Below are 12,268 nucleotides of genomic sequence, written 5' to 3' on the forward strand. Positions count from 1 at the left end.
CCATGACTTATAAGCAAAGAGTAGGAATATTCGAAGCTTACCACCGTGCTATCACAGGTCCCCGGGTCAGTGAGTCGGAGTGGGATAACAAGATTATTCCCGAGAACCTTACGCGCCTGAAAGAAAAATACAATATTAAAATGGACAAAAAGCAGATTATCCCCACAGATCCGGAACTGATCAATAATCTGTTCAAAGCTGGTTTTGAAATGCTGGCCACAACCGGCATCTATTGTATTGATACCGGTCGCGTGATCAAATACACCGAGGAAGAAATCCTTACCGCCATTAAAGATGCTCCCAAAGAGTTCTACCTGGGCGAGGGCAATGATGCTGTCTTGATGAAGGATCGTAAACATACCGACAGCCGCCCGCCCATTATTCAAGGCGGCCCCACCGGCGCACCTGTCTCTGAAGAACAATTTCTTAATATGCATGAAGCTTATGCCAAAGAACCTCTCGTGGATACGATTGTAAACGGTGTGCTCCAGAAAATCCACGGCCATGACCCTGTACCCAACAGCCCTTGGGAAATTGCAGCAGTTCGCTCCGAAGTTCAAATGCTGCGCTTAGCCCAAACTCGTGCCGGACGCAGCGGCATGGGGTTGTAGGGGAGTGAAACATCTCTTTCCGCAGCAGGTGTCATTGCATCAGATTTCGAAGGTGGAATGCGCCGCACCGATAGCCATGAAGTCTCTCAATTGAATGAACTGAAGATTGATGTCAGTGCACTCACCTTCTGTTCATATTATGTATTGAGTGACCAAACTATCATGTGTGAGCATATGCCCATCTACGGAGGCTATGCCGGAGGTCTCGAGGAGACGACCATTAGCGACGTAGCCAGTACGCTAAATGCTTTTGTGATGGCCCAAGCTAATTATGTGTTGGATGGTCCCGTTCATGTGCGCTGGGGAATTACTACCGCCAGAGAGGCTCTGGCAGTGGCAGGCCACTGTGCCATGGCAATTAACGCCAATACAGAACTGATGCTTGCTAACCAATACTATACCATGGCTGGTCCCTGTACTGTTATGTGCTTACTGGAAACGGCAGCCCAGGCGATCACCGATACGGCCAGCGGCCGTGAGCTGCTCTCCGGTGTTGCCGCCGCTAAAGGGGTAACGACCAACTGCAATACACCAATGGAAGCACGTTTTATGGCGGAAGTTGCCCGTGCCTCCGCAGGTGTGGATCTCAATGTTATTAACCCAATCCTGGATGAGTTGATCGGCATGTATGAAAAAGATTACAAGACAGCTCCTGCAGGCAAAATATTCGACGATTGCTATGACCTTGTCACATTGACCCCCTCTGATGAATATATCAAGGTTTATGACGAAGCAGCTGCTATCATGGAAAAACTAGGTCTTAAATTAGGGAAATGAAAAATCCGCCAAAGTAGGTGATTCAGTGAATAAAAAAGAACGCTTTATGAATGCCCTCCTGGGCAAAGAAACAGACCGCGCCTCTGTGTTTTGTGCCAATCAAACAGCTACTTATGAGCAGATGGAGAAACTTGGTGCCTATTGGCCTGAAGCCCATTTTGATGCGGATGTCATGGCTAGCTTGGCTGTCGGTGCTTATCAGATCCTTGATTTTGATGCCGTACGTGTGCCCTTTTGCCAGACCATTGAGTCAGAGGCTATGGGCTGCACCTTGAAGGATGGCGGCAAAACCGGGGTACCCAGTATCGACGCTCATCCCTATCAAGTTAATGATACGCCCCCTTCACTTGATAATTTTGTGGAAAAAGGACGCATCCGAACGGTAGCCAAGGCATTAAAAAGCCTGAAGGAAAAGGTAGGCGATGAAGTTGCTGTTCTGGGCGGTGTGGTAGGACCTTTCAGCGTTGCCACAAACCTGCTGGGACTAATGAACATTATGATGGCTGCCGTCATGGAACCGGAGAAGCTGGAACCCTGGCTGAAGGTAGCAAAATCAGCATCGGAAATCTATGGCAAAGAGCTGATTGCCGCCGGAGCGGATGGGATCGTAATCGAAGATATGATGTCATCCATGGATATGATCAGTCCCCAAATCTACCACGATATTTCTAATCCCCATCTTAAAAATCTTGTGGATAGTTTGGGCGGAATCCCCACGATTCTTCATATCTGCGGCAAAATCAATCCACTCGTTGAAGACATGATTACCAGCGGTGTTTCCGCTTTCAGTGTGGATACAAAAGTTGATATCAAGGATATCAAGGAGAAAATTGCCAAAAGCGGCCGTACCGTAACTGTTGTGGGTGGTATTGATGCTGTCAACACCCTTTTCTACGGTAAAGAAACGGAACCGGTAAAAGAAGAAGCGAAAAAATCCCTTGAAGCTGGTTATGATCTTCTGGCCCCGTCTTGCTCGATACCACCGGCAACACCGACGGATAAACTTCTTGCTATGGTCGAAGTTGCAGCCGATTTTAAACGGGGATAATTTAAATAAATGCTTTAAGCATTATTAATACGAAGTGTCCGGGGGGAGTAGAGAGCACGTTTTTTGATGTGCGTTACTCCCCCTTTTTAAAATTTTACTTAGCTTAATGATAAGTAATTGTTATTATCCCCCAACGCATACTCAAGTTGACAAACATTAACTTCCAATTGTATAATATTATATCATAAATGCGCGTTTTGCAGATCAGTAACTTAAATTCCAGATTTATAAGTTAAAACCAACAAACATGGGTCGCAAAGGCAATTCTTATAGAATTTTAGGTATAATTCCCAAATCGAATCTCTAAAGGATAGAAAATATGGCCATTAAGCTAGGTTTGCATTAGTATTCAGAAAAGGAAAATGGCTTACTCATATGTGTTTCTGTAAAATGGGAGGTAAAGATTATGGTTAAGGATCATTACCAAAACCTAAATTGTATCAAAGCGGCTGTTAGAGATTATGAGCTGGCAACAGGGGTAAAGTGTTACCTCCTTGATCAAACAGGTAAACGTGCGGGTGATAAAAGCTGTTACCAATGTAATAATATTTGTGAATTCATCAAAAAGTTTGACCATAAGGGTGTATGTACCCATGACTATCTTGGCAGCTGCAAACCGGCACTGGAAAAAGGAGAGGCCCATTATTATGATTGTCCTTACGGACTTTCAAATATTGCGGTACCGATTATTACTGAAACTGAAATTGTTTACTATGCCTCTTCCGGACCAATACTGACCCAATCATCCGGCAAGTTAGTTATAAACAGATTTTTGGAACAAAACGAATTGTTGTCTTCTCATTACGATGATATCAAGTATCTATTGCAGGGTGTGCCATTGGTGGATGATGAGCGCTTACAAGCACTGAGCAACACCTTACAAAGAGCAGTAATCCCCATAATATCCAATAATTTGAATAGTTTTCGGGAAAAAAACTATATCCTAAGCTCTTTAATAAAGGAATTGCGCAAGGAGGTTCAGCGGTTACTTTACCCCGAGTATGAACGGGAAGCTTATGTCATGCAAAAGGAAATTGAACTTCTTTCCGCAAAACAAAACAATTCGATTACTGAACTTAACAAAAAGGCTTTGGAAATGATCATGTCCACTTTCATAAACAGTATCTTTAAATACAGGGTTTTTGAAGAAAGCAAACATCGGGGGGCACAAGTTTTCCTCGCCTTACTTGAGATAGCCAAAAATAAGGATATTAATCAGGAACTGGTTTTTGGAGAAAAATATATTGCTATTCGTCAACTACTGGAAGCAAAGGATTATTTAAACTTGAATCAAACCATCTATGCTACGGCTGATCGTTTTCAGAGAGCCTTTTTTATTGGAAGCAGCATAAATAATAATGAATCCATTCTCCATGCCATGGAATATATCCGCCAAAACTATATGAATATCACCTTGCAGGATGTAGCGAAGGCTGTTTCCCTAAACCCTAGCTACCTTAGCAATCTGTTTAAAAAAAGCGCAGGACAAAGTTATTCGGAATACCTGAATAAAGTGCGGATTGAAGCCAGTAAACAATTTTTACGGGAAGGTCTGCCTCTGGCCCAAATCGCTAATAATGTAGGATTTGCCGACCAGAGTCATTTTATCAAGGTATTTAAACGCTATGAAGGGGTCTCCCCTTCAAAATGGTTAAGTGTTGCTTAACCTTTACAACTAAGTTTCAGTTTTGCGTATTTCCTCCGTTATAAGATTCATTCTGGATTCCAGGTTGCTATTGTCAAATCCTGGCAGTGTTTGTTCCTTCACGATATTCCCATCCCGCATAAACAGAACACGCTGAGCTTGCGCCGCCACCTTTGTGTCATGTGTAACCAAAAGCAACGCCGTTCCCTCATTATTGATGTCGCGCAGAATATTCATAATTTCCTGAGCGGTTCTGGAATTGAGCGCGCCGGTGGGTTCATCCCCATATATAATTTCCGGGTCGGACATCAGTGCGCGGCAAATGCCTGCTCGCTGCAGCTGCCCCCCGGATACCTGGGTAATATTCCGTTGTTCCAGTCCCTTGAGGCCCATCTTTTCCATCAGCTTTTTCGCCTTTTCGGTAAGCGCGGAGGCTTTCTTTTCGTTGCCCTTTTGGGCGGGCAGTATGATATTGTCCAGCAAATTCAGGTTTTTCAGCAAAGTGGGCTGTTGGAATACAAAACCCATTCTGCGCCTGCGCAGGTCGGCCAGCTCGTCCTCCCGGAAAGAAGTTAAATCCTTACCGTCAAACAGCACCTTGCCGCTGTTTATCGTTTCCATACCGCTCAGGCAAAACATTAGCGTTGTTTTACCCGAACCGGATGGTCCCATAACGGCCACGAACTCTCCTGCACCAATTTCAACAGAAACGCCATCCAGCACCTTTGTTTTTTCCTTTCCTTCCCCAAAGGATTTCACGATCTTCTCTCCAATCACAATTTTTTTCATGACCTACTCCTTTATGCTTTCCATTATTTTAATTTCTCCCGTCCGGGCGGTTCCAATCAGAGTCGCAGCAAGGGTCGCGGCGATCAGTGCCAAGGGACACAGTAAATAAGACACAATGGGATTTATGGCAAACCGGAAGGAAGCAACCCCCAATGAGGAGATTACCAGCCCCGCCAAAAGCCCGCCCAAGGTATTCGCCAGCAACACTCCCAAAGCTACGGCAAAGACGAGCACAAACAAGGAGCGAGTCAGATATTGCGTCCGGATATCCTTTTCTGTAAAGCCAAGCGCTTTCATTACAGCGATGGCGTAATGATCTTTCGCCAGCAGCATCTTCATGAACAGTAAAACCACCAAAACTGTAATGACGAGAGCGACCGCAGCCGCCACTTGAGATGCTTTGCCAATGGCCTGGATGCTGCCTCCGAAGGTCTGCTCCATATATTCCGCGATATCGGAGACCTTGGCAAACTCAAAGCGCCGCGCATACCCGTCAACCTTATCTTCAATCTGGGACTGATCGAAAAAACTCGCGCTGATTACGCACCACATTATATCCGCACCGTCATCTGAAAAAGCAGCCTTCGCCGTCTTGCCTCCGTTGGTTACATCGGAATATATACCGGTTACGGTCAGTTGTTTCATTCCCAGCGAAGTCACAATAGAAATGGTGTCGCCCACTGTTTTATTCAGCTCATCCCCATTGATGGAGGAAAGAGCAATCTCATCTTCAAGAATCGGCACCGTACCATTAACATACTCAATAGGGAAAACGGTGTGGTCGCCCAACTCCACATTTAAACGGACTTCGGTGCCATCCTCCTCCCGCACCGTGAAAGCTTTGGTGGTAAGAACGACAAATTGATCTATGTCATCATCCTGTTCCATTACCTGGGCGATTTGAGCCGCTTTGTCGGAAATATCAATGGTCTGTTGGATGTCGATACGCATGTCGGACTGGCCGATGCCCATATAACGGGCAAAGCCGGCCGTTGATATGGTGTTATAAAGATTCTGCGGAACAATCAAGATGAAAGCAGCCAGCACCAGCACCACAAGCATGGTGACATACAGCTTTTTTCTGGACAACACATCTTTAACACCGAGAAAAACATTGGTCGGCGGGAATGTACGCCCGCTTAGGGTCAGTCGTTTTACCCCGGACATGTTCTCCTGGGAAGCGCCAAACCGCAGCGCGGATGCGGCGGATATCTTCCGAAAGCGCCTCAATACCACACTGACATAGGAGACGATTGCGAGGAAAACTGCCAGCGATCCGGCAAAACCAAGCACCAGTGAAAGGCCATCATTTCCGCTTTCCCCCATATACAGGCGGATGTTCTCCAAAAGCGCACCCTGGAACACAAATGACAGGCCGAGTCCCAACAGGCAGCCGACTGCCGCTATCGCCGCGTACTTTGCCAGGTATAGCCCCTTGATGTCGGACACGCGAAGCCCGATAGCCTTCATCACACCAATTTCCCGGTAATCTTCCTCGATTTTCGTAAGCAGCGTAAAACGGATGCATAAAAAAGCAATTGCAACCGCCAGCAGGCTTACCAGAAGAATCACGCCGATCATCATCCCGTCCGAAAGCGCATTAATCATTCTGAACAGCGGATAGGTCACGCGGGGGCCGTTAGCAGGCAGACCGGCTGACAGATAAGCATTCTCAAATTCACCCAACCTTCCCATATCATGCAGCCGAAACTCAATCAGGTACTCAATACTGCCCTGCTGCCGCAGGACATCAAAATCACTTTCGCTGACCAAGAAACGTTTAGAGGACGACAGGGATGCGTTCATCTGAGAGTCCCGCAAAAAACCTGCCACAGTGAGGGGATGACCATGCACGCTGAGGATGTCTCCGATTTCAGCGAAACCGTCCTTCCAATATATAAGGGGCAGATATACCTCTCCGTCCGCAGGACGTATGATATTCCCGTTTAGATCCAGCAGATAATCGAACAATGGACTTTGGACGGAAAAACCGTTGTCCTGTACGCTTGAGGCAAGGGTGTTTCCGGAAACTTCAATCTGCGCTCCGTCGATATTGAGAAACTCCATTATTTGATATTCGTCCACATCCGCCTGCTCTTTTGCAAAAGCGTCCAAGGCGTCCGCGTCTAACGTACCGGTGTGCATCTGAAGAAAGTGAGGCGTTTTCGCCTGCTCCATGAGGGTGTCGATCGCACCACCGAGGTTTATGATCAGGATTGCCGCCAGCGAGATCAGCATAGCTGCTGCTGCCACAAACGCGACGATCGTGGCAGTAATAAGTTTGTTCTTGCCGATGTCATTTCTTATTATTCTGTAATACATCCCATTCCTCCCTGTTCTAATGTGCGGACATCACGCTGCTCAGCCTCCGCGTCCATTTGCCGGACTGATTCACAAACTGCCACTTTCTCGCCGAATATCCGCATCACCTGCGAAGAAAGGCTGCCGTTTTCTACGCCAAGTAAACGCTCGATGTTATAGCAAAAATATAGCATCAGCATTTCCGCCTGTCAACATAAACAGAGTTCGAAAATGACACAAATCAGGCGTATCTTCGTTTGAAAATACGCCCGATTCATTGTGCCAGATTTCCTTATTCGGTTGCTTGCAGTAGTATAATTAAGTACGGTTTCCTGGATTTTATAGAAATTTCAATCAGCCCTTTGAACCGCTGTCAAAATGCCGATCTACTCATGCAATTTAAGTCCTTTTGTCAGCTTATCAACATGATTCTTCTTGCCAATCATGCCAATACCCACCAGGTTCAGGTCATCAGTTTTATACTCTGCAATTTTTGCACGATTGTCAACATCATTGTAGGTCTTGAAAAGTTCTTCAGTATAGATAGTCATCTTAACCTCTTTGGTAAGAGCCTTATTCAGCACCTCTTTCAACTCCTGGCTGCTTGCGGAATATATCATAATAGGTTGTTGTGACATGGGCAGGAAAGCTACCCCATCACCATCAACATACGGTTCTCCGGTAATATTGTGAGTCCCGCCAATTCCGCTTAACAAAAATGCTGTAACATTTAGCTTTTGCCATACCAAAAGGTCATCTCCGATTATAACTACGATCTTGTTAGCAAATTCCATCTAAAAAATCTCCTTAATTTTATTTTGATATATATTCAAATGACAGCTGCTTTAGCCTTGAGCTAATGCCTGGTTAATGGCTTGCTTAACATTATCAGACGATTCATTTGCCAAGCTGCTTTTCAGCACTCTTTCTGCATATTGGCCGCCTATTTTTCCTAATGCCCAAACAACATACTCCCGAACCATCTCATCAGGATTTGTTATTGCAATTTCTAAATCTTTGACATAATCCTCATTTTTTGAGTTGCCCATGGCAAGGGCAGCGTTTCTCATAAAATATCGTTTGTCTTTAATATAGTTATACATAATTGGCTTGATTCTGTTCATAAAAAAATCATCTGTCATGTTAAGGATCGCTGGCAGCGCAATATCCTCCGCAATTTGTTCTATATATCTGTCGACTGCCTTTGGGGCCTTCAATTTTTTCTGGTTGAGGAGACAAACATCCTGGCATATATCACATCCATGGATCTTCCCGCCTATGGCTTCTCTTAATTCATAAGGAATGAATGAAGAAATTGAACCTCTCCCATCCTGGGTAATCCAGTTGTTAAATGAAATACATCTTTTAGGATTTAGTTTAAATGGTTCATAGATTGCCTTTGTTGGACATGCATTTATGCACGCACTACAATTGGGAGGGCATTTACTTTCCATGGTAGGTTTGTCATAATCAAATTCCATATCTACAACAATGGTGCTGATAACAATATAAGAGCCGGTATCACCTGCATAAGCAAAGTTGTTTCTACCAAATGTTGTAACGCCTGCTTGGGCGGCAGCCCATCTTGCCGGAATGCCAATGGATGAGTTTACCTTGCAGCCATTGGCAGATAAATAGTCTTTCATCAATTCCAGTCTTGAATGAGCCAGCATCCCGGGGAGAGGATTATAACATCTGGCCAGATAGATTTTCCCGATCATTTTTTTAAGTTCTTCTGGAAAATCATTCTGAAAATAATCATATATTAAGACAATAACAGATTTTGCTTCCGGCATAATGTTTTTTGGTATCGCTCCTTGAAGCGGATTTGTTGATGTGAAGTCGAAAAAATCATATTTATCACCTCGCGAAAGGACTTCAGCCACATAATCCGTGAAACTGTCGGCAGAAGTTATTCCAACTTTACTGTATCCAATATTTAGACCATACTCTTTTATGTCTCGTGATCTCATAAGCCATCCCCCCTACATAAATACCTGCATCCCTGTCAGACCCTGTCTCCATAATCAATAATCAATTAGTTGCATTATCAAAAATTATACATAAATATATTATAAGCCTTAAAGTTCTAGCTGTATAGTACGTTATTGCAGTGTTAAGGGTTCAAAAAAAGGCCGCTTTACATATTTTACATCATAAGTTTATTCTTGATTTTATGCTCATACACATACAATATGACTTTACCGCATATTAAGCCTAAAACTATTCCTGCAACTATATCACTTGGATAATGCATGAATAAATATACTCTCGAAAATGCTATTGTTATTGCAACAATCCAAATGATCAGTGAGAATTTCTTTAAGTATTTGGTTAAAACATATGCCGCAGCAAATGATGTAGTGGTATGACCTGATGGGAAGGAATATGTCGTAGATTTTCCTGCCAATAAATGGATCGAGGGAAAATCAACATACGGCCTAGGCCTTTGAATAATATGTTTTAAGATTCCTTCACCCATTATAGTACTTAAAATTAATGCCCCCAGGGTTACCATGCCAATATATCGCGTTTTTTTATTAATCAAAAGCAAAAGAGAGCTCAAAATCCAGATGAAACCCATGTTTCCGGCTACAGTAGATAAAATCATTACTTTATTTAATATTGGGATATGAAAATTTGTTTGAATAAAGAACAATATTGTTTGATCCAGGTTATTAAAATATGTTAACATTTGTCACCCCTATAATTCCGTTATAAAATAAATCCAATGCCCCTTAGTGTGTTAAACATCAAGAAAAGGCATACTCCCATTTTCATGGGAGTATGGGAGTAGGGGCGCAAAGGTTGAATTTAAGCTGGTTTAGTTCTTAGTCTTTATATCCGTCAGAATCTTCATTATCGTTTTCATGGAGGACATTATTGTTATCCCCACTCTTTGATTCCTTTTCGATATTACCTTTCTCGTCTTTTTCGTTGTCCTGATCCATTTTTAAGATTGATCCAGAGTTTGCATCGACTTTTACGTCATAGATGTTTGAACCGGACTGTATTTCCACTCCATACACAACTACACCGTCTTCATCTTCAAGCTCTAGTTCTTTTAATACTCCATCTTTCACAGAAGCTAAAGCGACCTGTTTGGCCTGTTCCTCAGTGATTGATGTCTTAGTGTTTGCAGCATTCAGTTCTTGTTCATCATTTTCTTCGCCCTGCTCATTTGATTCATTATCCCCATCCTGGTCAGATTTCAGTATCGCTCCGGTAATTGCATCAACCTTTACATCATGAACAGCGTTCCCTGTTTTAATTTCAACTCCGTATACAATCGCACCATTTTCTTCTTCTAATTCGCTTGTTACAACTACACCGCCAGGAATTGATGCCAGGGCTTTCTGTTCTGCGCTAGCCTGATCAATTCCGCCGGTCGGCAACACAACATTCTCGTCCTGTGTTTCAGTTTCTATAGCTTGTTCGTCCGACATTGCCTTTGGGTTATTTTGCGATGCTGAATTTGCAGAAATTGCAAATGCGGTTCCCGTTCCGCCAAGCGCAAGTACGCCCACTAAAGCCAATGTCGCAATCTTTTTCTTATCCATTTTTACATCTCCTTAATCAATTATCAAAATCATTTGTTTAACTGCTTTCATCTTATCAAGCTAGTTATTTCACCTCCTATGCTCATATAATAAAGCCGGAAGATGAGAATACAATAAAATGAATCTGAGAATCAGCTGAAAAAGCCATGAGAAGAAAATATTAGGTTATGATTAGAAATCTAGTGGGAGTTTAATCGTCATTTTCGTACCTTTTCCAATTTCACTCTCTGCTTCAATGCTGCCTTTGTGAATATCTACAATCCATTTTACTAATGATAAACCGAGACCAGATCCGCCTATGGATCTCGATCTGGCTTTATCTACCCTGTAAAAACGATCAAAAATGTGACTAAGGTCTTCCTTCGGTATGCCAATTCCTTCATCAGAGACCTCAATAACAGCCATTTCTTCCCTTACGCTGTAATCAATATTTATTTTTGTATCTTCAGGAGAATATTTTATGCTATTATCAACGATCGCTCTTAGCATCTGTTTAATTAATCTTCTGTCTCCTTCAATTTGAAATTCAGGATATGTGCTGCAAACAATACTATGCTTCTCATCGACGAGATTGCTCTCCTTAACAATTTCTTTTATTAAATCATTCATCAAGAATCTAGCTTTTTCCATCTTATAAATTTCATTATCGCCTTTTGAAAGGAAAAGTAAGGTATCCAGCAGACCGGTCATATTTGCTAATTCAACCTTAATTGATGATATGCTTTCATTTAATACTTCCCTGTCATTCTTACCCCAACGGTCGAGAACATCAATATAGCCCTTGATCACCGCCAGCGGCGTAGCTAACTCATGAGATGCGTCCAGCGTGAAACGGTTTTGTTTTTCATACGAACACTGGATTCTGGCAATCAGATCATTGAAGGTATCTGAAAGTCTTTTTAATTCATCATCCGGACCATCTATTTGAATTCTGGCAGAAAGGTCGCTCGCACTGATTTGCTTCGCCTGATCTGTAATCTTATCAATAGGACTTAATGCTTTCCTGCTGATAAGATAACCAACAATTATTGCCAGTAAGAAAACAAACCCATCAATAAAAAGCATGATCCCGGCAAGTGCATGAATAAAATTCTCTTCACTATCCATGTCCTTTACGACTTGAATGGTTATTCTCGCTCCATCATTTAAAGTTAACTTATCATTTAAAAAGATAATCTTATCTTCTCCAGATACGGCAGTAAATACCTTACCAAAGGCATTGTCCCCTACCTCCTGCAAATTGTATTGCTCCCCTGTGTTAAATATCATCCTGTTATTATAAAAGATGCTTACATCTACATTGTTGGCAATTTGAGAAAATTCTTTTAGATCCATTTTGGGAATATCGTTCAAAGATTTGATTTCCTTCATGATTACCCGGTCAACCGCTTGAAGCTGTTGTGCTGCGGTTTGATTGATATAATAATTAGTGCTGAAGAGCGTCGCAAAGTTAACCAATGCGAGGGCTGCAAAAAAAAGCATTGCATAAGTAATCGTTAATCTATGCGATATTTTAGATGATTTAAATTTACTCATA

The 12,268-nt window shown here is 42.8% G+C and carries 10 protein-coding genes and 1 pseudogene; 3 read left to right on the forward strand and 8 right to left on the reverse strand.

Annotated elements, in window-relative coordinates; all coding sequences use genetic code 11:
* Window positions 1–2 precede the first annotated feature (2 nt).
* From CEQ75_RS18795 to CEQ75_RS01670, 3 genes and pseudogenes are all read left to right on the forward strand, one after another.
* Window positions 3–1,388 (forward strand): annotated as a pseudogene (locus CEQ75_RS18795) (monomethylamine:corrinoid methyltransferase).
* A 25-nt stretch (window positions 1,389–1,413) separates the two neighbouring features.
* Window positions 1,414–2,436 carry an MtaA/CmuA family methyltransferase gene (locus CEQ75_RS01665; protein WP_089608798.1) on the forward strand — a complete coding sequence of 341 codons (1,023 nt, stop codon included), beginning with the start codon at window positions 1,414–1,416 and terminating at the stop codon, window positions 2,434–2,436.
* A 406-nt stretch (window positions 2,437–2,842) separates the two neighbouring features.
* A complete protein-coding gene (locus CEQ75_RS01670) occupies window positions 2,843–4,102 on the forward strand; it encodes a helix-turn-helix domain-containing protein (RefSeq protein ID WP_089608799.1) in 1,260 nt (419 codons plus the stop codon).
* A 9-nt stretch (window positions 4,103–4,111) separates the two neighbouring features.
* On the opposite strand, the gene CEQ75_RS01675 is transcribed toward CEQ75_RS01670, so the two are convergent.
* The 8 genes from CEQ75_RS01675 to CEQ75_RS01710 all read right to left on the reverse strand — a co-directional run bounded on the left by CEQ75_RS01675 (window position 4,112) and on the right by CEQ75_RS01710 (window position 12,267).
* Window positions 4,112–4,870, reverse strand: coding sequence for an ABC transporter ATP-binding protein (locus tag CEQ75_RS01675; protein ID WP_089608800.1), 759 nt, complete (start codon window positions 4,868–4,870; stop codon window positions 4,112–4,114).
* 3 nt (window positions 4,871–4,873) lie between these two features.
* On the reverse strand, window positions 4,874–7,192 hold the full coding sequence (locus tag CEQ75_RS01680) for an ABC transporter permease (protein ID WP_089608801.1): 2,319 nt from the start codon (window positions 7,190–7,192) through the stop codon (window positions 4,874–4,876).
* Entirely contained in the window at window positions 7,177–7,371 is a 195-nt protein-coding gene (locus tag CEQ75_RS01685; RefSeq protein WP_198306605.1) for a hypothetical protein, read from the reverse strand. Before CEQ75_RS01685 ends, CEQ75_RS01680 begins: the two co-directional genes overlap by 16 nt.
* Before the next feature lie 186 nt (window positions 7,372–7,557).
* Window positions 7,558–7,965 carry a DUF2000 domain-containing protein gene (locus CEQ75_RS01690; RefSeq protein ID WP_089608803.1) on the reverse strand — a complete coding sequence of 136 codons (408 nt, stop codon included), beginning with the start codon at window positions 7,963–7,965 and terminating at the stop codon, window positions 7,558–7,560.
* Between the two features lie 51 nt (window positions 7,966–8,016).
* Window positions 8,017–9,144 carry an epoxyqueuosine reductase gene (locus tag CEQ75_RS01695; RefSeq protein WP_089608804.1) on the reverse strand — a complete coding sequence of 376 codons (1,128 nt, stop codon included), beginning with the start codon at window positions 9,142–9,144 and terminating at the stop codon, window positions 8,017–8,019.
* A 176-nt stretch (window positions 9,145–9,320) separates the two neighbouring features.
* Window positions 9,321–9,866: a phosphatase PAP2 family protein gene (locus CEQ75_RS01700; RefSeq protein WP_089608805.1), complete on the reverse strand. Its 546-nt coding sequence runs from the start codon at window positions 9,864–9,866 to the stop codon at window positions 9,321–9,323.
* Between the two features lie 136 nt (window positions 9,867–10,002).
* Window positions 10,003–10,731, reverse strand: coding sequence for a PepSY domain-containing protein (locus CEQ75_RS01705; RefSeq protein WP_089608806.1), 729 nt, complete (start codon window positions 10,729–10,731; stop codon window positions 10,003–10,005).
* A gap of 171 nt (window positions 10,732–10,902) precedes the next feature.
* Complete coding sequence (locus CEQ75_RS01710; protein ID WP_089608807.1) at window positions 10,903–12,267, reverse strand: sensor histidine kinase; 1,365 nt, start codon at window positions 12,265–12,267, stop codon at window positions 10,903–10,905.
* Window position 12,268: the final 1 nt, after the last annotated feature.

This window comes from Dehalobacterium formicoaceticum (assembly GCF_002224645.1).
In the GTDB taxonomy this organism is placed as follows: Bacteria; Bacillota; Dehalobacteriia; order Dehalobacteriales; family Dehalobacteriaceae; genus Dehalobacterium; species Dehalobacterium formicoaceticum.

Bases quoted from the DNA above. Each gene is read 5' to 3' on its own strand.
- CEQ75_RS01670 (WP_089608799.1), top strand. From the start codon at position 2,843: ATGGTTAAGGATCATTACCAAAACCTAAATTGTATCAAAGCGGCTGTT.
- CEQ75_RS01675 (WP_089608800.1), bottom strand. From the start codon at position 4,870: ATGAAAAAAATTGTGATTGGAGAGAAGATCGTGAAATCCTTTGGGGAA.
- CEQ75_RS01680 (WP_089608801.1), bottom strand. From the start codon at position 7,192: ATGTATTACAGAATAATAAGAAATGACATCGGCAAGAACAAACTTATT.
- CEQ75_RS01685 (WP_198306605.1), bottom strand. From the start codon at position 7,371: ATGCTGATGCTATATTTTTGCTATAACATCGAGCGTTTACTTGGCGTA.
- CEQ75_RS01690 (WP_089608803.1), bottom strand. From the start codon at position 7,965: ATGGAATTTGCTAACAAGATCGTAGTTATAATCGGAGATGACCTTTTG.
- CEQ75_RS01695 (WP_089608804.1), bottom strand. From the start codon at position 9,144: ATGAGATCACGAGACATAAAAGAGTATGGTCTAAATATTGGATACAGT.
- CEQ75_RS01700 (WP_089608805.1), bottom strand. From the start codon at position 9,866: ATGTTAACATATTTTAATAACCTGGATCAAACAATATTGTTCTTTATT.
- CEQ75_RS01705 (WP_089608806.1), bottom strand. From the start codon at position 10,731: ATGGATAAGAAAAAGATTGCGACATTGGCTTTAGTGGGCGTACTTGCG.
- CEQ75_RS01710 (WP_089608807.1), bottom strand. From the start codon at position 12,267: ATGAGTAAATTTAAATCATCTAAAATATCGCATAGATTAACGATTACT.